The 26825-nt window shown below is 41.8% G+C and carries 22 protein-coding genes; 8 read left to right on the top strand and 14 right to left on the bottom strand.

What is annotated here, in order from left to right; all coding sequences use genetic code 11:
• Nucleotides 1-125 precede the first annotated feature (125 nt).
• The 4 genes from AAEY93_RS16840 to AAEY93_RS16825 all read left to right on the top strand — a co-directional run bounded on the left by AAEY93_RS16840 (nt 126) and on the right by AAEY93_RS16825 (nt 7580).
• Nucleotides 126-1325 (top strand): efflux RND transporter periplasmic adaptor subunit, encoded by a 1200-nt coding sequence (locus AAEY93_RS16840; protein ID WP_124012396.1) that lies wholly within the window; start codon nt 126-128, stop codon nt 1323-1325.
• A 2-nt stretch (nt 1326-1327) separates the two neighbouring features.
• Nucleotides 1328-4480 carry an efflux RND transporter permease subunit gene (locus AAEY93_RS16835; protein ID WP_101034263.1) on the top strand — a complete coding sequence of 1051 codons (3153 nt, stop codon included), beginning with the start codon at nt 1328-1330 and terminating at the stop codon, nt 4478-4480.
• A 135-nt stretch (nt 4481-4615) separates the two neighbouring features.
• Nucleotides 4616-5233 (top strand): TatD family nuclease-associated radical SAM protein, encoded by a 618-nt coding sequence (locus AAEY93_RS16830; protein WP_124012397.1) that lies wholly within the window; start codon nt 4616-4618, stop codon nt 5231-5233.
• Nucleotides 5234-5321: 88 nt separating this feature from the next.
• Nucleotides 5322-7580, top strand: coding sequence for a PAS domain-containing protein (locus AAEY93_RS16825; protein WP_101034261.1), 2259 nt, complete (start codon nt 5322-5324; stop codon nt 7578-7580).
• A 142-nt stretch (nt 7581-7722) separates the two neighbouring features.
• Here the strand turns inward: AAEY93_RS16825 and AAEY93_RS16820 are convergent, their stop codons facing one another.
• From AAEY93_RS16820 to tkt, 8 genes are all read right to left on the bottom strand, one after another.
• Nucleotides 7723-9165, bottom strand: coding sequence for a hypothetical protein (locus tag AAEY93_RS16820; RefSeq protein WP_101034812.1), 1443 nt, complete (start codon nt 9163-9165; stop codon nt 7723-7725).
• Nucleotides 9166-9254: 89 nt separating this feature from the next.
• Nucleotides 9255-9842, bottom strand: coding sequence for a hypothetical protein (locus tag AAEY93_RS16815; protein ID WP_124012399.1), 588 nt, complete (start codon nt 9840-9842; stop codon nt 9255-9257).
• Nucleotides 9835-10542 (bottom strand): hypothetical protein, encoded by a 708-nt coding sequence (locus AAEY93_RS16810; protein ID WP_351078503.1) that lies wholly within the window; start codon nt 10540-10542, stop codon nt 9835-9837. Before AAEY93_RS16810 ends, AAEY93_RS16815 begins: the two co-directional genes overlap by 8 nt.
• Before the next feature lie 401 nt (nt 10543-10943).
• Complete coding sequence (locus AAEY93_RS16805; RefSeq protein WP_124012401.1) at nt 10944-11684, bottom strand: DUF481 domain-containing protein; 741 nt, start codon at nt 11682-11684, stop codon at nt 10944-10946.
• A gap of 860 nt (nt 11685-12544) precedes the next feature.
• A complete protein-coding gene (fba, locus tag AAEY93_RS16800) occupies nt 12545-13609 on the bottom strand; it encodes a class II fructose-bisphosphate aldolase (RefSeq protein ID WP_351078500.1) in 1065 nt (354 codons plus the stop codon).
• Between the two features lie 149 nt (nt 13610-13758).
• Nucleotides 13759-14934 (bottom strand): phosphoglycerate kinase, encoded by a 1176-nt coding sequence (locus tag AAEY93_RS16795; protein WP_351078497.1) that lies wholly within the window; start codon nt 14932-14934, stop codon nt 13759-13761.
• Nucleotides 14935-15013: 79 nt separating this feature from the next.
• Complete coding sequence (gene epd / locus AAEY93_RS16790) at nt 15014-16033, bottom strand: erythrose-4-phosphate dehydrogenase (RefSeq protein ID WP_124012403.1); 1020 nt, start codon at nt 16031-16033, stop codon at nt 15014-15016.
• A gap of 190 nt (nt 16034-16223) precedes the next feature.
• Nucleotides 16224-18218 (bottom strand): transketolase, encoded by a 1995-nt coding sequence (gene tkt / locus AAEY93_RS16785; protein WP_124012404.1) that lies wholly within the window; start codon nt 18216-18218, stop codon nt 16224-16226.
• Nucleotides 18219-18991: 773 nt separating this feature from the next.
• Here tkt and metK point away from each other — a divergent pair.
• Entirely contained in the window at nt 18992-20143 is a 1152-nt protein-coding gene (metK, locus tag AAEY93_RS16780) for a methionine adenosyltransferase (protein ID WP_124012405.1), read from the top strand.
• Nucleotides 20144-20276: 133 nt separating this feature from the next.
• On the top strand, nt 20277-20885 hold the full coding sequence (locus AAEY93_RS16775; protein ID WP_351078492.1) for a GNAT family N-acetyltransferase: 609 nt from the start codon (nt 20277-20279) through the stop codon (nt 20883-20885).
• A gap of 19 nt (nt 20886-20904) precedes the next feature.
• Here AAEY93_RS16775 and AAEY93_RS16770 read toward each other — a convergent pair whose 3' ends face one another.
• The 3 genes from AAEY93_RS16770 to AAEY93_RS16760 form a co-directional block, all read right to left on the bottom strand.
• On the bottom strand, nt 20905-21261 hold the full coding sequence (locus AAEY93_RS16770) for a hypothetical protein (protein ID WP_351078489.1): 357 nt from the start codon (nt 21259-21261) through the stop codon (nt 20905-20907).
• A gap of 233 nt (nt 21262-21494) precedes the next feature.
• Entirely contained in the window at nt 21495-22061 is a 567-nt protein-coding gene (locus AAEY93_RS16765) for a GNAT family N-acetyltransferase (protein WP_124012408.1), read from the bottom strand.
• A 3-nt stretch (nt 22062-22064) separates the two neighbouring features.
• On the bottom strand, nt 22065-22283 hold the full coding sequence (locus tag AAEY93_RS16760) for a hypothetical protein (RefSeq protein WP_124012409.1): 219 nt from the start codon (nt 22281-22283) through the stop codon (nt 22065-22067).
• 122 nt (nt 22284-22405) lie between these two features.
• Between AAEY93_RS16760 and AAEY93_RS16755 the strand changes: the two genes are divergently transcribed.
• Nucleotides 22406-22894 (top strand): META domain-containing protein, encoded by a 489-nt coding sequence (locus AAEY93_RS16755; protein ID WP_335689048.1) that lies wholly within the window; start codon nt 22406-22408, stop codon nt 22892-22894.
• 195 nt (nt 22895-23089) lie between these two features.
• Nucleotides 23090-23560 carry a transcriptional regulator ArgR gene (argR, locus tag AAEY93_RS16750; protein WP_101034246.1) on the top strand — a complete coding sequence of 157 codons (471 nt, stop codon included), beginning with the start codon at nt 23090-23092 and terminating at the stop codon, nt 23558-23560.
• Between the two features lie 63 nt (nt 23561-23623).
• Here the strand turns inward: argR and AAEY93_RS16745 are convergent, their stop codons facing one another.
• The 3 genes from AAEY93_RS16745 to AAEY93_RS16735 form a co-directional block, all read right to left on the bottom strand.
• The gene (locus AAEY93_RS16745) at nt 23624-24562 is read right to left on the bottom strand and encodes a Dyp-type peroxidase (RefSeq protein ID WP_101034245.1); all 939 of its coding nucleotides are present in this window, start codon (nt 24560-24562) and stop codon (nt 23624-23626) included.
• A gap of 293 nt (nt 24563-24855) precedes the next feature.
• Nucleotides 24856-25605, bottom strand: a complete 750-nt coding sequence (locus tag AAEY93_RS16740) for a ferredoxin--NADP reductase (protein ID WP_101034241.1) — start codon at nt 25603-25605, stop codon at nt 24856-24858.
• A gap of 44 nt (nt 25606-25649) precedes the next feature.
• Nucleotides 25650-26282, bottom strand: coding sequence for a DUF5610 domain-containing protein (locus tag AAEY93_RS16735; RefSeq protein ID WP_101034240.1), 633 nt, complete (start codon nt 26280-26282; stop codon nt 25650-25652).
• Nucleotides 26283-26825 lie beyond the last annotated feature (543 nt).

Genomic DNA, 26825 nt, shown 5'->3' with positions numbered 1-26825 from the left:
TATTTAGATAAACGTAATACTCTGTTAATTTAGACGCTATGAGTAATAAAATGAATTTGAATGAACATGTTAGCCAACGTAGTTAACTGTCTAAAGCATTATTTCAGCATGGATACGCAATAGAAATGATAAAAACCATATTAAGAAGATCATCACCACTGCTTATCATTGCTGTGTTTGTTGCCGCAGCCATGCTGCTTATCAGCACACAAGAAGCACCCGAGCAAAAAGATGAACCCATTAGCGTGCCCATTATTGATGTGCAAACCATCACGCCGCAAACCTTGTCGCTCAACTTACCGTCATACGGCGTGGTTAATCCCAAATATAAAACCCAGTTAGTCACCGAAGTTCAAGGGCGTTTACTGAACATTTCAGCAGACTTTGTTGCTGGCGGTGTCGTAAAGCAAGGCCAACAACTTGCCATTATTGAACCCTCTGATTACGAAGCGGATCTAATACAGGCAGAGGCGACACTTGCTCAAGCAACCGCCGCATTGAATGAAGAAAAAGCCCGTGGTGTAGTCGCTAAAATTGAATTTAAAGATTTTGGTACCGGTTTACCACCAGAGCTCGGATTACGGATCCCACAGCTAAAAAAAGAACAAGCTAACGTCAAATATGCACAAGCCGCATTAGCCCGTGCACAACGCAACTTAGCACGTACAGTAATTAGGGCCCCATTTGATGGCATTATCAAAGCACGCAATGTCGACTTAGGTCAGTACGTAACCTTGGGCACTAACTTAGGTGAACTCTACAACACCAGTATTGCTGAAATTAGACTGCCATTAACAAATGCAGATCTCGCGTATTTAGAGTCGGTTGATAATCCTGAAACCGCTGTCACACTCACCGCATTTCTGGCAGGTAAACAAGTCACTTGGCAAGGCAATATTGTTCGCAGCGAAAACGTCATCGACGAGCAAACTCGCATGGTGTATCTAGTCGCAGAAATACATGATCCGTATTTACGCAAAAATAAAACTGAAGGACAATTACCCTTAAAATATGGCAGCTTTGTGAACGCCGTCATCACAGGCCGCACGGTTAATAATGTAGTAAAACTGCCACGTCACGTGGTACGAAATGGTCAGGTTGCCGTTGTTGGTGCAGACAATATTATCGAGATGCGCCCAGTGAATGTTATTCGTTCAGATGCCGATACCATTTATATTCAAGGCAGCTTCAAGGCAAATGAGCGAGTATCCATGACTAGCATTAATAGTTTGAATTCTGGGCAGATCATTAAAGTGCTCGGAGAAGAAACCCAGTCAGCTCCAGTCGATACTGACGCCCAAGCCGCTACGACTGCAGGTGAATAAGAATGGATACTAATAAAGGGATCATCGCCTGGTTTGCGCGCAACAGTGTCGCAGCCAACTTACTGATGGCCGCCTTGCTTATTGGCGGTTTGTTTAGTGCGGTACTCATTAATAAAGAAATCTTTCCAACATTTGAATTAAATCTCATCAATATCAATGTTGCCTATCCAGGCGCAGCGCCACAAGAAATTGAAGAAGGGATTAATATAAAAATCGAAGAAGCGATTCAAGATATTAGCGGCATTAAAAAAGTGACTTCTGTTGCCAGTGATAGTGTTGGCTCAGTGACCATTGAGGTCGAAGACGGTTACGATGTGCAGCAAGTACTAGATGAAGCTAAACTGCGTATCGATGCCATTGCAACCTTCCCTGACAACATCGAAAAACCCAATATTTACCAAATAAAGCCAGAAAACAATGTGATTTGGGTATCTGTTTATGGCGACATGAACCTGCATGACATGAAAGAAATGGCTAAAGCGATCAGAGACGACATTACCGACTTACCAGCAGTGACTCGCGCAAAAGTCACCGGAGTTCGCGACTACGAAATAGGCATCGAACTGTCGGAAGACAAACTACGCGAATATGGCATTACGTTTACTCAAGTGGCTTTAGCGGTACAAAACTCGTCGATTGATTTACCCGGCGGTTCTATTCGGGCCCAAGATGGTGACATCCTACTGCGCACAAAAGGCCAAGCTTATACCGCAGATGACTTTGCGCAGATTGTGGTAGAAACGCGCCCAGACGGCAGCCGGATTATGTTACCGCAAGTGGCCACAATTAATGATGATTTTGAAGAACGTCTGGAATACACCCGCTTTAACGGCAAACCGGCTGCGGTAATTGAAATCACCAGTATTGACGATCAAAATGCCTTAGATATTTCATCACAAGTTAAGGCTTACGTCGCCGAACGTAAAAAAACCTTACCAAGCAATATTCAACTTGATACCTGGGGTGATTTAACTCACTACCTGCAAGGGCGTTTAAACATGATGTTGTCGAACATGTTTTATGGCGCTCTGCTGGTGTTTATTATTCTGGCCTTATTCTTAGATCTTAAACTCGCTTTTTGGGTAATGATGGGCTTACCTGTGTGCTTTTTGGGCACCATGTTATTAATGCCGCTTGAACCGTTTAACATGTCGATTAATATGCTGACCTTATTCGCGTTCATTCTGGTGCTGGGGATCGTCGTCGACGATGCCATTGTCATCGGAGAAAGTGCCTATACCGAGTTAGAGGAAAACGGCCACTCTTTAGATAATGTGATAAAAGGGGTACAAAAAGTGGCGATGCCAGCCACCTTTGGGGTGCTCACCACTATTGCAGCCTTTATCCCCATGATCATGGTGTCTGGGCCCATGGGCATTATTTGGAAATCCATCGGTATGGTGGTGATTTTGTGTTTAGCCTTTTCGCTGATCGAATCAAAACTGATTTTACCCGCACATTTAGCTCACATGAAAATCAGAAAACGCACCGCCCCAACGAATCCTTTCTCACGCTTTAAATTTGCTATCAACGAATGGTTACAGCATTTCATTCACAACACCTATCGTCATTTTCTTGAGCGCTGCATTAAGCGTCGCTACAACGTCGTGGCGGTATTTGTGGGGGTATTAATTCTGTCACTTGCTTTAGTGCAAAGCGGCAAAGTACGCTGGGTTTTCTTCCCTGATATTCCATCGGACTTTATTCAAGTGCAGCTTGAAATGGAAGAAGGCAGTTCTGAGCAGAACACCTTAAAAGTGCTGCAACAAGTCGAAGATGCGTTATACAAGATGAACGCCAAACTTGAAGACCAATACGGTTACCCCATGGTGAAGCACAGCTACATCGAACTAAGCTCACGCAGCAGTGCCTTTGTGTTTACCGAGCTGACTAAAGGCGAAGACCGTGAAGTAGACGGCGTCGCTATTGCTGAAGAATGGCGTAAACAATTACCCGAGTTATTGTCAGTTAAAAAGCTTAACATCAATGCCAGCACCAACGATGCTGGCGGCGATTTATCGTTTCGCTTAACCTCAAGTGATTTAAACCAACTGTCTGAAGCGGCCAAAGTGCTTAAGTCTAAATTGGCCACTTATGAAGGCGTATTTGATATTACCGATAACTTTTCTTCAGGTTCGCACGAAATTCGGTTAAATATCCGTCCTGAAGCCGAAGCGCAAGGGCTGACACTGTCAGATTTAGCTCGCCAAGTTCGGTACGGTTTTTATGGTTATGAAGCCCAACGTATTTTGCGTAATAAAGAAGAAGTCAAAGTCATGGTGCGTTACCCGCTCGAACAACGCCGCACTGTGGGTGACCTTGAAAACATGCTGATCCGCACCCCGTCAGGCGCAGCAGTGCCGTTTTCAACCGTAGCAGATATCGAAATGGGTGAGTCGTACGCGTCGATCACCCGGGTTGATGGCCGCCGAGCGATTACCATCAGCGCCAATGTGAATAAAAACAACGTTGAACCATCGAAAGTGGTCGCCGAAATTCAGCAAGATTTTTTACCCGAATTAACCGCACGATTCCCTAAAGTAACGTCAGCATTAGATGGCGGCAGCTTAGACGAGCAAAATGCTATGCTTGGTTTAGCGCAAGGATTTTTCTTTGCCATGTTTACCATTTATGCCTTAATGGCCATTCCATTAAAATCGTACACGCAACCGTTAATCATTATGTCGGTCATCCCGTTTGGCATGATTGGCGCCTTGTTTGGCCACTATATTCTAGGCTTATCCATGAGTGTGTTGAGCTTATGCGGTATTGTGGCGTTAGCCGGGGTAGTGGTAAACGACTCACTCATTTTGGTCGACTTTGTTAACCGAGCCCGCGAAGAAGGCAAGTCGCTAATGCAATCGGCTATCGATTCTGGTTGTTATCGTTTTAGGGCAATCATCCTTACCTCGTTAACCACCTTTTTTGGCTTGGTGCCCATTATTATGGAAAAAAGCTTACAGGCTAAAATTGTTATCCCAATGGCGACATCTCTAGCATTTGGTATTTTATTCTCAACGGTAGTGACGTTAATTTTGGTGCCCATCTTGTACATTATTCTGGATGATATAAGGCGCTTATTACGACGCGTTTTTATGTGGTGGTGGCAACCCAAAACAGTTGCGGAACCATTAGGCTCTGATGAACACCATTAACCCATATCGTTAGTCCCAAAAACAGAGCTAAATCAGCTCTGTTTTTTTTGCTGTAAAAACTGCGAGCTAAGCAACATAGTCACATTCGATATTTAGCTACAATACTTACCCTGTTCTCCATAATAAAAAGCTGCCATGAACGCCTCTACCTCACCCACGCCAACCTTAGTTTACGATATCGGCAATCACCGTTATCTCAATATTACGGCAAGATGCACCTTAAGATGCCAGTTTTGCCCTAAGCATAATGGATCGAAACAAGTGCACGACTTCGACTTATCACTCAGTCAACGTATTACCGCAGAGGATGTTTTACCCTTGTTAGGTAATGTGCATGACGTGGAAGAATATGTCTTTTGCGGCTTTGGTGAACCAACGTTAAACCTTGAATGTTTGCTGCAGCTTGCCCATGCCATAAAAGCACAAGGTGGGCGTGTAAGGCTTAATACCGATGGATTGGGCAACCACTTTCATCGTCGTAATATTTTGCCAGAGCTCAGCCAATGCATAGACAGCCTGTCAATTTCACTTAATGCCGACACCCCAGAAAGCTACCAGCAACACTGTCACCCCAAGCTGGCAAATTCCTATAAGGCACTGCTTGAATTTATTCAACTCGCACCTCAATACATACCGCAAGTACAAGTCAGTGCCATTAACGGACTGGCTAATGTAAACATCGAACGTTGCCGCGGTATCGCAGAGCAAAACGGTGCAATATTTAAACAACGCGAACTGGATAAAATTGGTTAAATAAATGGGCTATTGATACCTAGACGTTTTCGCCAACGTCGGCTTCATGCTAGTATTGCCAGTAAGAGAATGCTAAAAAAGTGGCACCATGTCTAAACACAAAGCAGTGGGTTCTTCAAACTCGTTATTAATTTCTTCACAAGCGAGTCATTGGTCGCAACAGCACATTCTTTCGCTGCTAAGCCAATTGATTATTTTATTAATTGTGGTGTTTATCGTCACTAATATGGTGGTCAATCTAGGCGAGCGTCGCCTGCAAGAAGATTGGGCAGATCAACGCTACAGTGAGTTGCAAACGGTAGCGTCTTTAGCCTCTGATAAAGTCTCATTTTTGCAGTTTAGAACCCAAACCATCGCAAAAGGTGAATTACTGCGACAATATCTGCAAAACCCATCAGACAAACTGCAATTAAAGACCATCGAAAACTGGAATTCATTGACTGAAAATATTCCTGAACTACTTGGGCTGGCATTATTTACTCCTCAAGGAGAACTCCAATTTGCCACCACGGGTAGTTTCAATAACATGCAACTACCCGCCGCGTTATTGGGCTCGGGTAGAAATATGGGCGGCAATGATATTTACACGTCACCAATGGCGTTTACTCCTATTGATGGCATATTAGAACCTTATTTTTATCAGTTATCGTGGATAGAAAACCCAGACCAAAGTATTAAAGGTTATTTGGTCACTTACAATTCTATCGTTAAACTACTGGAAACAATAAAGCCTGCTTTTTTTAATCAAAATTCACCATTACTCCTGCTTGATACTCAAGGTTTCCTCTATGCGGGTGCCTCTCAACCTGCGCCATTAGACAGTATGCCCAACACACTTGGGGCAAGTTTAAAACAAACTTACCCAGAATTGTGGCGTGTAATAGCAATGAATAACTTTGGTCAGTTTCACAGCCAAGACTCCACTTTTGTGTATTTAAAAGTCGAGTTAACCAACCAATACGAAAACAAAAGAGAATACTTTTTATTGTCTTATATTCGCCATGATGACATTGCCACTCGCTATGCTCAATGGCGAATACTCATCATAGTTGCAGGATGCTTGATAGCACTGTTAGCCAGTTTACTGATTATATTAAGACATCGATTTGTACTTGAGAGACGCGCGAGGCAAAATAGCCTTCAATTGAGTAACAGTTTGTTTAGCAGTGAATTAAGCTGCTTAATCGTCAATGATAGTGGCCGTATCCAGAGCGTTAATGCCAAAGCCGCTGCCGCACTATCCTTACCAATTGATGATCTCAAAGATCGCAGTTTACAACGAGTACTGCATCTTGATGATGATCGTTTCAACCACATTAAAGATGCATTAACTCATCATAAGCAATGGAATGGTGAGATCAATTTAGAAACGCTTAATAGTAGTATGTTACAAACTCATATTCGCAGAGAAAAATGCCCTAACAGTAATGAGTATTATTGGTTAGTCACATTTGAAGATATTACCGCATTATTTGATAGTCAGAGCCAAGCCTATCTCTATCAATTAATGAGCAACTGTGCTGTCGCTACGGCGCTAACCGATGCCAGTGGCATGATAATAAAATGTAATAAGCAATTTGATCAGCTGATGTCTTTACACGGAGACACTGATATTTCTATCACAGAATTACTCGGCGATGAACTGCATAATCAATGGCAGAACATAACCGCGCAAATTAGCTTACAGGGGGAGTGGACCGCGCAAATTATGCCATTTAACCATGGCCGTTATGAGCATTGCTTAAAAACGACATTAACAGGTCAACTTACATTCGAAGGTGATATTGAATACCTTATTTGTACTTTTGAACAGACCACGCCAGTGGTGTCGGCCCAAAACAGCAGTAACGTCATTGGCCATCGAAGCGCCATAGTATTACGTTTAAATGAGCTTGAAAATTACTTTATCAACCTTAGTGAGCTCACTAAAGAACATTCAAGCTTACTCGTAATGGACATTAATCCAGAAGGCATTTTCAGCAATATGGGCAATATGAGCCAACTTGAAAAGCGTCAAAAAGACATTGAGCTACAGTTACTGATTGAGTTACCGCTTAATTATCAAATTGCGCAATGGCAGCTCGGAAAGCTAGTCATATTGTTGACCGAAACGAATGCAAACTCAGCCCATCAATATGCGATTAATATGATGCAGTGTCTGGAAGAAAAGAATTTGGGTGAAGGAATTAACATTGGTATCGCGAGTTATTTACAGCGACAAAGTTTGGACCAATACCTTGCTAACGCTGAAATAGCCTTAAAACGTGCTAAACAATCTGTTGACCAAAATATTTGCCAAGCATTTACTCGCCCTACCAAAGCCACAACATCCTCGAAAATTGACTGATTCAATCACCTGACACAGCGTTGCTTAACGTCAGGTGGTGATCAATATTGACCGTTGAACAGAAGATGAATAACGTCAAGTTATTAATAAATAGAAATAAAGCTATAAAAGAAAACTATTTTTAATTACTTCATCTGTAGTCTTATGTGTGCGGATTAGAATGACTAACAACCTCTGGAAGGAGTTCGTCAGACTCAAGCCTAAAAGGTTGTACATTATCAGGCAGCTTACTTTCATGAATATCAATAATACTTGAACGGTTCATGGTCACTTTAAAGCGGGCATATTCAGGTTCCTGTTTGCCATCACGCAACACAGCAACCAAATTGACTTGATAGCGACGCTCAACAGACTCATTGCTAATATTACCTTCGGTTTCTTTATATATCTTCGCTTTACCACGTTCTAAATGACGAGCAAAAGGCACTAGACTAAAATTCACTTGTTCTTGAATTTGTGAATAATCCGCCTCAAAGGGCTTATTTGTCACCTTGGTTGCAATACGATAATGCAGAACTTCTGAATCCACTTTATTCTGACTGTGGCGTTGCTTCATGATATCAGAAACCGCTTTTGGGATATCTTGACTGCGCATAAATTCGAGCCAAACTAATTGTTTAGCGACCACAGTTTGGGTGGTAGTATCACGTAAAATACGGCTCCACCTTGGACGGCCTCGTTGGATAAACCGCCACATAGCATTACGAAAATCCTCTTTAAAGATTTCCCTAAAACCATAAATAACCGCTAACGTCAGCAGCAAGGTCAAGGTTAATCCATTAAAGAAACCTTGGGCTTTTATTATCAATGCCGATACCACCAGCATCACAAGCCCCGTGGCAACTCCAGTTACGAATTTTTTGAGACCGACGCCTAATGGCTTTAATTCTTCTTTTAAAACAACACCTTGTTGAATTAAGCGTCTTAAAAGAAGCATTTTATTAGAGATCCGGTTAGCATCAAGCTGAGTCTGCAACGAGTTGTATTTGCACTCTTGCTCTCTATAGTGATTCTCACTACGGCATAAATTTAATACTTTTTCTTTAACATCACTATAGTCAGCACTTCTAGGGCTTCGAGCCAATGTCTTTAATAGCTGCTGCTCACAAAACCAGGACAGGTAATTATCGGCATGCTCAAAATAAGATTTCCACTTAGGATCGTTCGGTTCATTACGCCGAAACTTTTTAAATAGTTGCGTAACCACATCACACAGCTCATCTAATGCCGGATAAAACTCACTTGTGTCAGTATTTTGTTGTAACTCTTTGGCATCAGTTTCAATGGCGACAGCAAATTGATAAGCGAATAAGTTAAGGTATAAACGAAACTCTTCTAACGTTCGTTTATTTAAACTGACAAAACGTGACTGGACTAACGGTAAATGCAGTCCTTTAGAATAATAAGAACGACGTCCAAGAATACTACTGTGATAATAATCCTCTTCATCTAAGGTATGCGAACCAATGCCCATTTCTGTTGGCAAATAAAAATACAGATCAAATACCCGTTGATCACCAGGGCCCATTTGATGACTAAATTTAATTGATAACGCTTCTTCTTGTTTTACTTTAACTTTTGCCACTATATCTTTCACACACCTTTTTTCATTGACACTTACCTACTATACCGCAAAGGGAATATTAAGCTAAAAGTTAATTTATTCAATGAAAATTAGTCAGCAGTATTGGGGGATATTAACTGACAAGCCCAAACGTTATTACTTGGGAGAAATTTTAGCGTTCCCCGTGTGAATGTGTCATCTAAGTCGATCACCTGAACCTCCTGAGATATGCTAAAACCATCCATAAAGTGAGATGCAGTAATACCAAATTCATTCTGTAAATATGGGCGTAATAGACTGTTATCTTGCCAACGGGTCGGCGGTAGGGATAATGCTAAATGATAAGTAAATGAGCCCATATGAACCTCTTCGACCTTGCCTGATAATTGAACCGTTTCGGGATCATGAGTTGATGACTCTACCCTATAAGTCAGTTCGGCTTGATTGTGCTCAATGTATAAGGTTAACCGTAAGTTACTTTTATTAACGGTTAATGGTAATTCTCCTTGATGACTAAAATAACCGTCAGCATGGCAATCGAAATGCCAAACATTATGGGTACTAGCAATGCGATTAAGCACACTGGTCACAATAAATGTAATCAGCAAAAAACTTAATACAAAAAAAAGCTTGCCGCGTTTTGACTGTAATAATCGGCGTATTTTCATGTGCATTAATAGGGACATAAATCTAGCCACAAATGTGCACCTTTTGTAGCCATTCTTGAGTGATAAATGGCGTGCTCATGTTATCGATACTCACTTTAATGCTATTAACTAATGGTATCGCTTCACTGGAATCGGTCAAAATGAAACTCATGTAACCTTGATTAGCCGATAACGTCATCGTAATTGAATCCCAGCGGGCATGGTGACACAAGCGTAATTGTGTTGATAAGCAGTCTGCATGCAATAGCGCATTTTGCTGATTATCCTCCCCAAAAACAAACAGTTGAACAATATGTCCATCAGAGGTCAACACTTGCCGCAATACATCGGCTTGAGCAAGCTGAGGAGGGTTAAGGTTAGCGTAAACAAACAACAATATACTTAATAGAATGGCAATAATAAACAGATACTGACCTAACGATAATAGCCGATTAGGCATTTCCAAGATCTTGCTGCGCTTAGTGGTCACGGTGGTATATAAAATCACCCCCTGTTCAGGGATATATTCAATGAGATTAATATGACGATGACACAGATGATTAATAATTTTATTGATAATACCTAGCAGTTCGGCATGAGATAATTGATGCGCACAGTCACCAGATGCCACCACAGTTGCAAGCAAAGATAAAGGCACTACTTGCCCGCGATGCTGAACCAATTGGTTTAACACCCAATATTCATTATCGTTTAAATGCCATTGAGTCGCCGTTGACTGATCTGTCAACAAACGTTGTGCATTGTCGAACCAACAACATCCTATTTGCATCGCACTGTCTTAGTGTATCGACTGATTAAAAAAGTATACTCCCAAAGAGAGAGATGAAAGGATGCTAACTCGACTATCCTCTGGATAAGATTGCTAATTCGTGAGCAAGCCCGCGAATATGGCGTTTTTCTGCGCAAGGTATAATTGCATGATAGTAAATATAGAAATCGCTAACTTACGACATTGCTGATTAATAATGGGACACGCTGAATTAATCACTTACGGATAAAGATTGGGGGGATCCATTCGTTAAGGCGATAATAAGCCGACATTGTAGTCATTCAAAAAAACAGCTATAAAAAAGCTGGCAAGGCCAGCGTTTCGATACATAAATTCAAGTTAACATGACAAATAGTGTTAACTTAAAATGCGTAAAGTAATGTCATGTTGGTTTCAGTGTCAGTACTTTCTTTGTCATCAAGCGGTTCACTGTTATAACGAACAATAACAGCAAATTTCATCGCCAGTGAGCCAACGATATTGGCTGTTAATGAGGTTTCAGAACGAGCATCTAATTTACTCCCCCAATCGGCAACAAACCTCTGCTGGAACTTAGATGAATCACTAATCTTAGTTTGGAAATCAATCACGGCGTGAGCAACAACGCTATCTTCGCTATCATAACCTTCAGCAAGTGCGGATTCTTCATCCAGTTGTTGATAAATATAACCCGGACCCGCCTCAGCTTTTAAAGACATTCTGTCAGTATCAATAAAGTGTTGACCATAACCGGCAGAAGTCGTTGAGGTGAAATCGTAACCAGTGAATGGATCAACTTCATAGTTAGTGTTAGCAAACAAATAGCTCACATCGTTAATTTGGTAGTTGCCTTGCGCACCTAGGAAATAACGTTTTGCAGTCACTTCTTCAGAGTCTTCTTTGTACAAGCCTTCTAACACATACTGGTTCTCCCAGTTGTCTAATTCTTGTTTCAACGCTAGGCGCGCTTTAAACGAAGAAGTATCTGTATTACCGGTGGTTAACGTTGCACCTAATTCTGCTTCACCAGCAAAAGTGGCATCGCCTTCAACAAACTCACTTCCAGCATGTGCTGCAAATGGCATGGTTAGTGTAATAGCTGCAGTAAGTAGCAGTCTCTTCATGTCATTTCATCCTTTATTTACGATTTACAAAATCTAATGTGGGGGGTTATACGTTTAACCCCTAGAATATTAACACTTTGATAATAAAATTGAAAAAATAGTCATCCCATCAATCATTAAGTCACTAGGCTGTTGCTTTGCCAACATGCGGTGCATTAACAGCCACAGCATGGCTAAACCTATTCATCGAGCGCTAAAACGGCCCAAACACCCAGCAAGCTAAACGCTAAGTGGACCGCATCAGATCCCGCTATACATCACATGGAACAGGCCCATGCAAAAAGCCAACATGGCATCACCGCAGGCTCTTAACGCATTAATCACTACTAAGTTAAATGTCCTAACGGTTTCCATAACTAACGGCAGCACAAATAATTATCCTATAAGGAAAATAAGGTCGTTTTTATCACTAGTTCCCCATGAGATTAGGCCACCATATCATCACGAATAGCATCATAATACTGGTTAGGATTAAGCCTAATGTTGGCACTAGATACCTTTGAGACTTAGCAGCTCATAGCTGTTTAGCACCGACCATAGGGTCAATAATAATCTTGTTACCTATACCAATCAACAATCCGAACAATAAGATAAACATTCAAATTTGGCAATAGAATCACTGTGCCGCGAAAGCTTTGTCACCCAGGGCGTCTCACATTAGGTCGCGGCCATTAATGGCCACATCCATGAGATCTTTCGCCCATAACAGGTAAATCAATAAATGTTGACGTTATAGCATCAATTTTTTAACCGATAACCATGTTCGATAAGGTTTACAAAATAGCGTTTTGGGTTATTTTTTCACAAAAAATCAGCTCATTGATAAATGAGCTGATTAGTGGTTTTAGTGTAAGACTGGCTTACATTATTTTAGGATCAAGCTCACCAGATTGATAAGCTTTATACATTGCTTGCAGTGATTTAGGCTTAATTTTAGAGCCCATACCCGCACAACCAAATGCTTCATAACGGATGGTACAAATGTCAGCCATCGCTTCCATTGATGCTTTCAAGAATTTACGCGGATCAAATTCTGCAGGATGTTCAGCCAAGAATTTACGCACGGCACCCGTTGATGCTAAACGTAAATCAGTATCAATGTTCACTTTACGCACACCGTGCTTAATACCTTCAACGATTTCTTCTAACGGCACTCCATAAGTTTCTGGAATTTCACCACCATACTTGTTGATGATTTGCAGCCACTCTTGCGGTACTGAGGATGAACCGTGCATAACCAAATGCGTGTTCGGGATCCGCGCATGGATTTCTTTAATACGGTCGATACGTAATACATCACCGGTAGGTTTACGGCTGAACTTGTACGCACCATGACTGGTACCAATGGCAATCGCTAACGCATCTACATGAGTATCAGCAACGAACCGAGCAGCTTCTTCAGGCGACGTTAGCATTTGGTCCATGCTCAGTGTTCCCACAGCACCAACACCATCTTCTTCGCCAGCTTGGCCAGTTTCTAAACTGCCTAAACAACCAATTTCACCTTCAACAGACACACCACAAGCATGAGCAAATGCCACTGTACGACGAGTGACATCTACGTTGTAGTCGTATGATGCAGGTGTTTTACCATCGGCCATTAACGAGCCATCCATCATGACTGATGACATACCTAACTGAATTGAACGCTGACAAATGTCAGGATCAGTACCATGATCTTGATGAATACAAACTGGGATATCAGGATACTGCTCAAGAGCGGCTGCCATTAAGTATTTTAAAAATTGTGGGCGAGCATATTTACGTGCACCGGCAGAGGCCTGAACAATCACAGGGCTGTCAGTGGCTTCAGCGGCTTGCATAATTGCACGCATTTGCTCAAGGTTGTTAACGTTAAAAGCAGGGACGCCATAACCATGCTCTGCAGCGTGGTCAAGCAGTTGTCGTAGAGAGATAAGAGCCATTTTGTTCTCCAATAATAGGGTGATTACTCACCTAGGTCGCTATCGTTTGGACGGATTTTTTACTCTGTCGCGGCTAAAAAATAACAGTGACAGAGCGGTTTTTTTTATAATAATTATTAGGTTTACGCTACAAATACTTGATGTGTGAACTAAGCGCCACGCTTTTCAAGCATTGCTACTGCGGGTAATTCTTTGCCTTCTAAAAACTCAAGGAAAGCCCCCCCACCGGTTGAAATATAAGACACTTTGTCTGCAATATTGTACTTATCGACTGCCGCCAGGGTGTCACCACCGCCAGCAATAGAAAATGCTTTGGAATTTGCGATCGCTTCGGCGATACGCTTAGTGCCTTCGCCGAATTGATCAAATTCAAACACGCCCACTGGACCATTCCAGACGATCGTGCCCGCTTGTTCAATAATTTTAGCTAAGGCTTCTGCGCTGTCAGGACCAATATCAAAAATCATATCGCTGTCAGTCACCTCGCTAACCGATTTAAGCGTCGCGGCAGCCGTTGGACTAAACTCACTCGCGACTACCACGTCAGTAGGAACCGGAATATCACCACCACGACTTCGGGCATTGGCCACTAGACGCTTGGCCTCTTCTACTAAATCAGCTTCATACAGTGACTTACCTACTTTATAGCCTGCTGCAGCAATAAAGGTATTAGCAATACCGCCGCCCACAACAAGTTGGTCAACTTTAGTTGAAAGGCTTTCAAGTACGGTTAATTTAGTCGACACTTTAGAACCACCAACAATCGCCACCATTGGACGAGCTGGATTATCAAGCGCTTTGCCTAGTGCATCTAATTCTTGGGCTAATAACGGGCCAGCACAGGCAATGGGGGCATACACACCGACGCCATGAGTAGATGCTTGGGCACGATGAGCCGTTCCAAATGCGTCCATAACATACACATCACATAATGCGGCCATTTTTTTAGATAATGCTTCATCGTTTTTACCTTCGCCAATATTAAAGCGAACGTTTTCAAATACGACGACTTCGCCAACATTAACCTCAACACCATCAAGATAATCACTCACTAAACGCACTGAGCAATCTAACGCTTTCGTTAAATAATCCACTACAGGTTGCATTGAGAATTCGGCGTTGAACACACCTTCTGTTGGGCGGCCTAAATGTGACATCACCATGACTGCGGCGCCTTTTTGCAGCGCAAGTTTAATCGTTGGCAATGACGCCCGTAAACGCGCATCACTGGTCACAACGCCATCGCTGACAGGCACGTTTAAATCTTCACGAATAAGCACCCGCTTATTTTGTAGATCTAAATCTGTCATGTTAATAATTGCCATAATTAGCAGTTCCTTTTTAAGTTAATACAAAGTCTTTGTGCGCAACCGGCTTAACCCATTACGGCATAATCTGTTTATGTTACCGATCTAATTTTGCTTGGATCATCGCTAAACTGGTATCAAGCATGCGGTTGGCATAACCCCATTCGTTATCGCACCATAATAATAATTTGACCAAGTGGCCAGCGCTAACACGGGTTTGGGTACCATCGACAATACTTGAACGTGGATCATGGTTAAAGTCACACGATACCAGAGGCTCGTCAGTATAGCCTAAAATACCATTAAAACTTCCGTTTGAGGCAAGTTCTAACACACTGTTGATCTGTTCAATATTGACTTTTTTCTCAAGGGTGACGGATAAATCGATCGCGGTCACATTAATGGTGGGCACACGCACAGAAATAGCTTCAAACTTATCTTTCATGTGCGGCAAAATACGTTCGATGCCTCGAGCTAATTTAGTATCAACAGGAATAATGGACTGGCCTGCGGCGCGCGTTCGACGTAAATCATCATGATAAGCGTCAATGACCTGCTGATCATTCATCGCCGAGTGAATAGTCGTAATAGCCCCACTTTTAATTTCAAAATGCTTATCCAATACATCGATAACCGGGACAATACAATTGGTAGTGCAAGACGCATTAGAAATAACCGTATGGTCTGCACGCAATAAATCATGATTAACACCATACACAATGGTTGCATCAACATCTGCAGAAGAAGGATGGCTAATCAGCACTTGCTTAGCGCCAGCATGAATGTGTGCTTCGCAAGCTTGACGATCAATTAAGCTGCCGGTGGCTTCATAAACGATATCAATATCAAGCTCAGCCCAAGGCAATAAGTTAGCATCAGCTTGATTGAGTAACAAAATACTGTCATCACCAATAAGCAACTGATCACCCTTTAGCTTAACGTTATGCTTGAAACGACCATGAGTAGTGTCGTATTGGGTTAAATGACAAATAGCTTCTGGCTTTGCCAGCTCATTAATCGCCACAATTTGAATTTGTTGACGTTTACCAGATTCGTACAGTGCACGAAGTATTGAGCGGCCAATCCGGCCATAACCATTAATTGCAACTCGAATCATTTAGGGTCCAGTATCATTCACCGAGGTACCTATGGTGTCATCAACTATTGTAGAAACACTGACACATAAGTGACTTAGTAAATGTTATTTAGTGTGAATTAAAGACATAAAAATAACGGCCTGCAATAGTATTGCAGGCCGTTATTATACAGATTAACCACCTAATAGATAAGTGTTTAATCTCAGATGATTATCCTAAAGATTGGACAGTTTTTACTACATTATCAACAGTGAAGCCGAAATGCTTAAGTAAATCACCACCAGGGGCTGACTCACCGAAGGTCGTCATACCCACTACGCCACCATCAAAACCAATATACTTGTACCAGAAATCTGTATGTGCAGCTTCAATGGCAACACGTTTAGTGACACCTTTTGGCAAGACAGATTCTTTGTAGGCAGCATCTTGCTTATCAAACTCAGTCGTAGAAGGCATAGAAACCACACGCACTTTTTGACCTAACTTGGTTAACTCGACGGCAGAATCCATCGCCAATTGCACTTCACTGCCGGTGGCAATCAAAATCACCTCTGCAGTGCCTTGACAATCAGACAGTACATAACCACCTTTAGTCACGTTAGCTAATTGCTCAGTGCTACGCGCTTGTGCTTTAAGACCCTGACGGCTAAAGACTAGCGCTGTTGGTGCATTGCGACGTTCAATCGCCACTTTCCATGAAACAGCCGTTTCAGCTGCATCACATGGACGCCATACGGCCATATTTGGCGTTAAGCGCAAGTTAGCTAATTGCTCAACAGGCTGATGGGTTGGACCATCTTCACCTTGACCAATTGAGTCATGGGTATACACGAAAATATTTTGAATACCCATTAATGCAGACATACGTACTGCGTTACGCGCATATTCCATAAACATCATGAAGGTTGCACCATAGTTAATAAAACCACCATGCAATGATGCGCCGTTCATAATACCGCTCATGCCAAATTCACGTACACCGTAATAGATGTAGTTACCGGCAGGATCGTCTTGAATACCTTTTGAACCAGACCAAAGCGTTAAATTAGAACCGGCTAAGTCTGCGCTACCACCGAGTAATTCTGGCAACATGGCACCGAAGAAACCTATGGCATTTTGCGATGCTTTACGGCTGGCAATACCTTCAGCTTTATCTTGGCTTTGTTGGATAAAAGCTTGTGCTTTAGATTCGAAATCTGCAGGTAAATCACCTTTTAATACCCGGCGATCATATTCTGCAGCGAGTTCTGGAAATGCAGCTTGATAAGCGCCAAATTTTTCATTCCATAATGATTCATTGGCCACACCTTTTTGCTTAGCATCCCAACCAGCATAAACATCAGATGGGATTTCAAAAGGAGCATGTGGCCAGTTTAAGAACTCACGAGCCGCGGCGATTTCAGCATCACCTAATGGTGCACCATGGCAATCATGGCTACCCGATTTGTTAGGCGAACCGAAACCAATAATGGTTTTACAGCAAATCATCGATGGCTTGTCAGTGACTGATTTGGCTTGTTCAATTGCAGCACGGATAGCGTCTGGATCATGACCATCTACACCCGCAATAACATGCCAGCCATAGGCTTCAAAACGCTTAGGCGTATCGTCGGTAAACCAACCTTCAACATGACCATCGATAGAAATACCGTTGTCATCCCAAAATGCCACTAACTTACCAAGACCCAATGTGCCCGCTAATGAACTGGCTTCGTGAGAAATACCTTCCATTAAACAACCATCGCCTAAGAAACAGTAGGTAAAGTGATCAACAATCTCGTGGCCTGGGCGATTAAACTGAGCCGCTAAGGTTTTTTCAGCAATTGCCATACCAACAGCATTACTGAGCCCCGCGCCTAAAGGACCGGTTGTGGTTTCAATGCCAGGGGTGTAACCATATTCTGGATGACCAGGGGTTTTTGAATGTAATTGACGGAATTGTTTTAGCTCTTCAATTGGCAATTCATAACCCGATAAATGCAGTAAAGAGTATATAAGCATAGAGCCATGACCGTTTGATAGTACAAAACGATCGCGATCGACCCAGTTAGGATTAGTTGGATTGTGCTTTAGAAAATCATTCCATAGCACTTCGGCAATATCAGCCATACCCATAGGGGCACCTGGATGACCAGAATTGGCTTTTTGAACCGCATCCATACTTAGGGCGCGAATGGCGTTAGCGAGTACTTTACGAGATGACATGCTCTCTCCTGCTTGTTTGTGAGTAGCTGACAATTGTGAAGTCATATTTTCCCCTACTAGGCGATGTGACGCAAATTAAAATTTCTCACATTGCATATTTATACCCAAACGACCTCGAAAGACAGGATTGTGCATGTCCAGAATTGACCCAGTTCAAGGGTCTAGGAATAGAGCGCCTGCGGCTGCTAGGAGCGGACTCTGTCCTACTAGGGACAGCTTCAGAAACGATAACAAGAGATAACAAGCGAACGCTGCGCTCACGGATAGAGCGGTCTAGCACCTAGGCTCGTGGCTTATCATCTCTTGATATCGCTCGTCACCGCTTGTCATCTCAGGAATAGGGACCGCTTCGCTGCTAAGATTTTATAGCATCAAGCAGCGAAGCGACCTAGTACCTAGCCATATGCTCAAATACCAATGAAGGGCATTGATGAGCTAAGTCATTATTTATTGACAGTCAAGCTTGAAAACAGCGCCATATCAGTCAAACATAACCTTATATCGCCATTTAAAGCCTAATAATCAACCCTGATATTGTTCAATTTTTGGCACTAAAGTGATTATAAAAAACCATAAAAACATCTAAAATTATTTATAATCAATTAGTTAATTAGCAACGAAGCTAAAAATAGTTATTTTGAATATAAAATATTCATGCATCACTGCACAATTATAAAGTTAAATTCGTATAGGGGGGGTGTTATCAGATTCGATTTCGACTAAAATAGACGTCTAGACGTATATTCAAATGCAACCAACGAGATTTTCCTATTATGGCAAAGCACTTGTTTACCTCTGAGTCTGTCTCAGAAGGTCATCCAGATAAAATCGCCGATCAGATTTCTGATGCGGTATTAGACGCAATACTTGAGCAAGATCCAAAAGCTCGTGTTGCGTGCGAAACATATGTTAAAACCGGTATGGTATTAGTGGGCGGCGAAGTCACCACTTCTGCTTGGGTAGATATTGAAGAAATTACCCGTAAAACCGTGCGCGAAATCGGTTACACCAATTCGGATATGGGTTTTGATGCAGATTCATGTGCTGTACTGAACGCCATTGGCAAACAGTCACCAGACATTAATCAAGGTGTTGATCGCTCAGATCCGGCTGAACAAGGCGCGGGTGACCAGGGCTTAATGTTTGGCTATGCCAGCAATGAAACCGATGTATTGATGCCTGCACCTATCACTTACGCGCACAAATTAGTTAAGCGTCAGTCTGAAGTGCGTAAAGATGGCACCCTACCTTGGTTACGCCCAGATGCGAAAAGCCAAGTAACGTTTGCCTATGACGATGGCAAAATCATCGGTATCGATGCGATTGTATTGTCAACGCAACATCGTGAAGACGTGAAACAAGCTGATTTGATTGAAGCGGTAATGGAAACCATCATCAAGCCTGTATTACCGGCACAATGGTTAAATAAAGACACTAAATACTTTATTAATCCTACCGGTCGCTTTGTAATTGGTGGACCTGTTGGTGATTGTGGTTTAACCGGACGTAAGATTATCGTAGATACTTACGGCGGAATGGCCCGTCATGGCGGCGGAGCATTCTCTGGTAAAGACCCATCTAAAGTAGATCGAAGTGCCGCTTACGCTGCACGTTATGTGGCTAAAAACATTGTTGCGGCTGGCCTTGCTGATCGCTGTGAACTTCAAGTGTCTTACGCCATTGGTGTGGCAGAGCCAACATCTATCAGTATTGAAACATTCGGTACCGGTAAAGTGTCTGAAGAAGTGTTAATCAAATTGATTCGTCAACACTTTGAGTTACGTCCATATGGCTTAACGGCAATGCTAGATTTGGCACGTCCAATCTACCAACAAACCGCTGCTTATGGTCATTTCGGTCGCGATATATTCCCTTGGGAAGCGACAGATAAAGCTGAAATCCTTCGGGCTGATGCTGGGCTATAATGAAGAAACGCATATCGTCTTAGCCTAGCGACTTTAGGCTAAGCAAAACGATATCAAAAATAAAACCGCCATTGGCGGTTTTATTTTATCTGATTTATTAGACTATTATTTGATCTCACAAATGGCTCACGTTATGTATCACCCCACTTGGCTAGACACAAAGATAACGGCAAACCACCAGCCATCTGTTGCGACTAAATCCATTGCGGTTAACCCAAGAGCAACTAATCCGACTGCGATTGAACTCACGGCTATCAAGCACTGTGCCAGTAAACTTTCTGCTATAAAAGCGTGGTCTGCACTCAAATTATTTTATCGTCAGCATATGCCTTATGCTCGATTAGCCCAAAAAGAAGCGGTTGCAGTGATTCATCACCTACACTCTTCTGGCACAGATAGCACAGACTTAAATCAGCAAACAATCGTTGCCGCAATAAGAATTAAACCGATAGGCCAATATCAATTGATAAGTGGATTATTAGTCCATCCTCACTATCGTGGCCAACAACTTTCAAGTCAGTTATTGCAATTTATCGCGCCCAAATTAACGAGTAGACATTGCTTCTTATTTGCCCACCCCTGGTTAATTGGCTTATATCAACGGCAGCACTTTATGGTGATAGACCCGAGTGCGTTTGCTAGGTTACCGGCAGAGATAATGCAGTTATATCATCGATATCACAGTGAGCAACGGCCATTAGTGATAATGCAACTCCATGACGCTGAAGTGACAGCGCCATAAATACGGGGTGATAGGCTCATTAACAATGATCAAAATGAGCCGTTTCAACACACATAAACGATACTTGCGGCATGGTCATTACTGGCACCACTTTGACACAAATTGACGCCTTATTAATCCGCTCGACTTGGGTAAACAATGTAATCGCTGCATGGTAATCATTGGTTACCCCACAAAATAACCACGTTTGTTGCCAGCACACAAAATATCCCGACGGCTGCAACTGTGGATCATCTTCATCTTGTAAATCAGCTGCAACACACTCAAACGTCTCACTCGCGTCAGTCAATACCGCAGCAATCAGCTTCATATTGTCAAACGCCGATAACCTTAAGCCAAGGTAAGGTAAAAAAAGGGTTTCAAAGTCAGTACTCATAATATTCCTAATAAATAACCTCAGCTCGGGATAGCAAACGATAATCAAACAACTCTTTGTCCTGCTATCGGTGTTGCATTGACTGACAATAGGGCCACAACTAACACGTCAATGTCCCTTGTTAGCAAAGCCAATGGCCAGTTTGATATTGCAGACTTGAAATAAATCGGTTTTTATCGATATATCCCTTATACCGCCTTGACGTTAAATAACCACCTTAACGACACAATTGATCAGATACCATTTACCGTGGCAGTGGCAGTGGCAGTGGCCAGTAAACAATAATCACGTTGTTCAAAACTAAATTGATCAATCTCTGTCATCGCCGCTTTTTGTTGATGTGCGGCTAATGAACGCGCATTGTCTGCGGCGACATACGTAATCATAAATGGAAAGGTATTGCTTACTTGTTTTTTTAATTCAGTGACTAACGCCGAAAATACTCCTTTGCCACGTTTTGATTCTTGGATCCAAACCGGCCCATATTGGCATGAATTAGTGGTCGATAAAGTTTGTCCCTCTAAATCGGTAAACTTAATTTTTTGAATAATATGGCGATACAATGGTTGCGCGGAAAGAAAGGACCATTTGGCTGCCATCACATAACCAATGATTTGCTCTTGCTCTTCTGCCACGATAAACCAATGCTGATTGATAAGCTGTATCACCTCGCCTTTGCTGAGTGAATGAGCATGAAGTTGGTTATTTGAACCTAGCAACTCATCATCTACATGAGCACGTTCTAACTGCACAATAGCAGCAACATCGGTTAATAACGCCTTACGGATAATAAATGACAATGATTATTCCTTTGACCCTAAATTGGGAGATTGTTTCTTAGACCATTCTATCACTAGCGCAACAGGCAGCGGAGACATAATTAATGTCCCCACACCAATAAGTAAGGCAATGACTAATATACCACTGACTTGCTGGCCTATATCACTTTGCCAATATAATCCTACGCCCACCAGCAACATGATTAAACCAACGATATGCAACACTTTGAGTAATTTGATCATTTTAGACTCTTTAATACGTTAAATAATGTTCATTAATCCGAAAAATTACAATTATTTACGCTCTTACTCACCTTCAAGTAGTAGAATAACGGCAATTTTTTCGTATTTGGAACTCTCTTCGCATGATAAAGCATATTCTTGGCGCCACCGTTATATTTTTAGGCCTTAGTGCTTGTCAAAACCACACTCAAATTGTCTCAAATGAACAATTAATTGGTACTTGGCATGTAGAAGTCGTCCTTGATACTCCTACCATTAATAATAGCCCAGCAAAATTAGTTTTTGCCCAAAATGGTGAGTTAAGCGGCAATAACAGCTGTAATCAATTTTTTGGTCATTACGATCAACAAGGAAATCGACTCCAAATGGCACCGTCGGGTTCAACTATGAAAGCTTGTGTAGATAGTTTAATGGCCCAAGAAGCGGATTTGATGCACGCTATTGCACAGGTACAACAGATTGATTTCTCAAAAGGCAAACTCAATCTGCTGTCTGAAAAGGGTGATACGCTATTGGTACTAACAAAACAATCATCGCCACGATCGTTATACAAAGAATCGTTATATAACGAGTCGTCCGATAAAGCCTCTTTAAATACTGCACCCTATTAATTTATAGTTTATAACCTCAATACTGTGAATTATTCACTTAAGTCGGTAGACTTATTACTCACCCAAGTGTCAGCTTAAAGTTCCACTGTAAAATGAATTTTTATTCAATAAATCTGATTCTTTCTTGACTTAACAAGCCAATATATTCAAAATATGCTAGTTTTTTGAATAACAACTATAAGATGAATTATCACTATGCCAGCGACAAGAAATCAGGATGAGCTCGTTCGAACTTTTAAGGCGATTCTGAAAGAAGAACGTTTTGGAAGCCAAAGCGAGATTGTTATTGCGCTTCAAGCCGAAGGATTCGGTAATATTAATCAATCTAAGGTCTCTCGCATGCTCAGCAAGTTTGGTGCTGTGCGAACTCGAAATGCTAAGCAAGAGATGGTGTATTGCCTCCCTGCCGAGCTAGGCGTTCCGACTGCGGGTAGTCCAGTTAAGAATTTAGTACTGGATGTTGACCATAACCAAGCCATGATTGTGGTAAGAACCAGCCCAGGTGCAGCGCAATTAATTGCACGTTTGCTCGATTCAATAGGCAAACCAGAAGGCATATTAGGTACCATTGCCGGCGATGATACTATTTTTATTTGCCCAGCAAGCATAAAAACTATTGATGATACTCTCGAAACGGTTAGATCCTTATTCAACTATAGTGAATAAAAAAACCGTTCCAATAAAAAAGCAATGCCATGGCATTGCTTTTTTATTGCCTAGGATCGGCGTTTACACATCATCAAATTGAGTTAAAAAATCCAGTGATGGTACAAAAAATGACGACCCAGTCAACGCTTTAGTAAACGACATTAGATGATCATGATTTCCATGACCATCACCGTGCACCATACTGCGGAGCATTTTTTCGAAGTTATCAGGTGTACGGCATACAGAAAGAAACATTAGCCCTTGTTCTCTAATCGAACCATATGGCATGCTTTGGCGTAAAATCTCTAATGCGTTACCCTGTGGGTCCTTTAAATTGACTCGTTTCGTATGGCTGGTTAATGGCTTATCTTCTGACTCGTACTCAATATCATCAACTTTGGTTCGACCAAAAATATCTTCTTGTTTTTTAAGTGGTAAACGATGCCATTTACTTAAGTTATGCATGTATTTTTGCACATGTAGATAACTACCAGATACAAAGTCTTGATCTTCATCACCGACGAGCGCAACTTGTTGACGATGGCGCCCTTTAGGGTTTTCAGTACCATCAACAAAGCCGGTTAAATCACGACTGTCCATAAATCGAAAACCGCGCTCTTCATCGACTAACTCAACCAAATCCTCAAACATTTGATTAATTTCATTAGCAACAAGATGCAAAATATCATAACGATCGCAACGGATATGAACAAACAGATCATATTCCATCGCGGGAGCATCACGATTACCGTCATTCATTGCAGGAAAAGGTTTCAACAATGCTGGACGAGCTTCTGGATAAAAAGTATCCCAAAAATTGGCCCCAATACCCACAAAGCCATTAAAAGCACTGTCTGCATACTGATCCGTGAGTTCGTAAATGTATTGCGCCACATTAGCAATGGACGGACGTAGTTGATCTTCAACACCGTCATTGGCATTAAACATCAAGTACACACTGTGTAAATTCCCTTCTGCGCAAATCCCTAACTGTTCACGAGGCATAACTTGGTTACCCATATTAACTCATCTACCTTAATACTTTATGTCGGCCTAAATGGTTATAACTTAACGCTTTGATGTAATTAAGTAGTCATTAGATAACCAATAGCTTCTTTTATCAATTCCGCTAATTAATAGCTTATCTTAATTCAATATACATTACCCGAAGTGTACTCACATTTAGCTGATTTGTAATCGATATTGTACTCATATTGGGTCAGGTAAGAGGTTGATCATTCATTACAATTATTATCATACTGTCTGTGAATATGGCGAGCAGGGCCACCACTGCATTCTCATTTACGATACTATTACCAATATTTTTCGACCGTTATTTGCCCAGGAGCACGTCGAAGATTTTTGGCTAATCCTTTATCTACTAGGGCTATTTGAGCGTCACTTATCATCCCTGGGTTACCACAGATCATCACTTGAGAATGTTCTGCATTAATCCCTAACCCCGCTTTTTGTTCAATTAATCCGCTGCTAATGCCATCAGGAATGCGACACGATAACCCTTCAGGATAGTCTTCACGGGTCACAATCGGAATAAACACAAACTGCTGTGGATGTTGTTCAATAAACTGGTTAATGGTTGCTAAATAAGCTAAATCTTCAGCGAACCTGACACCATAAACTAATACGACTTTTTCAAAGCGTTGCCAAGGTTCTGCCGTTGCCAGCATAGAGATAAAAGGACCCACAGCGGTACCGGTAGCAAAGAACCACAAATGTTTGCCTTGCAATACGCCGTTAGGCACTTCATCTAAGGTCATAAATCCAGTCGCTTTGGGCGTCACTTCAATGGTGTCTCCTGGGTTTAATGCTTTTAGATCTGGAGATAATTGCCCATCCTCTACCGACACCGCCAGCACTTCGACATAATCCGTACCTGGAGAATTTACCAGTGAATACGCCCGCGCGACACGCTTTTCATCACGCATTTGGCTGAGCTTAATAAACTGACCTGCGATAAAAGGTTCGACATCGGCTTTGATGCGCAATGAGAATAATTTATCATTCCAATCAATGCGCTCAATTACCTTACCCGTTGTCCACATAGTCACTATCCTTATCGCTGAAAGCCTATCTTAATCATAAGAGACTAAGTAGCTTGAGTCACGCTTTGTGATCCATCTTTAGTCGACTTATCCTGTCTAAATTGCGCTAACCCTTGCTGTATCAGCTCATATGTTTTATCAACACCAGCAGCAATATCGCCCTCTAGTACTTTTAAACCAGACAAAATATCACTTGCCTCTTTAAAGCCGTGATCGATTGCATCTCCAATTTTGAGCATAAAGCTGTCAACTTGTTCATCGAGCACCATAGATTGGTTTTGTTGTTGATGCACAGAGAAAAACGCTGTTGCAAAGCTAACAATACGATCAGCAGTTGCTTCTGGCGAGTAATCCACCCCACTCGCAAGGCTCTTTTGGACTGAGTTTTCTCCTCGCATTGGTGCAAGCTCTTCGTTAATGGCTTCAATCGCGGCGCGATAAAGTAATGCCATGGACTTGTCACCGGCAGCAATGCTCACTTCCTCTTGTGCTGCCAGAATGTTGTTATTCATTATTTGACGACTGAGTTGGCTCGCTGATATTTTGGTGGATAAGTTGACCGCTGAGCTAGCGTTATTGGAAGCGGCTTGAGTTGACGAAGTGGCGGCACGGGTTGAAGTGCTTTTACTTTCTAGTGCAGGGGTCGCATTAGTTGAAGCCGCATTGTTAACATCCATAATAATTTCTCATTTAGCATAATAGATAGCCTAAATATCGACCAAAAAATGAATCTCTGAAGTCATAATAGATAAATATAACGATTCATCTCATTCACCCCCTTACGATATTAATGGCGAACTAAAGGCCTATATTGCATAACGATAATGTAAAGGATAGCCCAAATAACAGCGTTAATGTGTACATTAGCAATACCCGCTAAATTGAAAAAGTAAGCTTCAACGCATCACAATCGCATCAATTAATGCCTTACTACTGCAAAAGAAAACCGTTTGATAACGAGGTCAAAAGTGTAACGATATAGTTACCTCGTATTGGTTATTGCTAATATGGCTAGTTAATAAGATTAATTTTATCATTATCACCCATACTGAGTCTCTCACACTGAATTTTAATTAAGGACAAAAATATGCTGCAACAACATTGGTTTATGTGGGGAATAGATATTTTTTCTGGTCTTTTATTAACATGCCTATGCATCTGAGTCAGTTTTGGCCTATTCTTATAGTATAAATCAAGACTAGAAGTGAGATTTGCTATGA

This window comes from Shewanella sp. CAL98-MNA-CIBAN-0140 (assembly GCF_040309905.1).
Classification (GTDB): Bacteria; Pseudomonadota; Gammaproteobacteria; order Enterobacterales; family Shewanellaceae; genus Shewanella; species Shewanella psychromarinicola.
The sequence above is the reverse complement of the archived record's forward strand: the minus strand, read 5'-3'. Positions and strand labels throughout refer to the sequence as shown.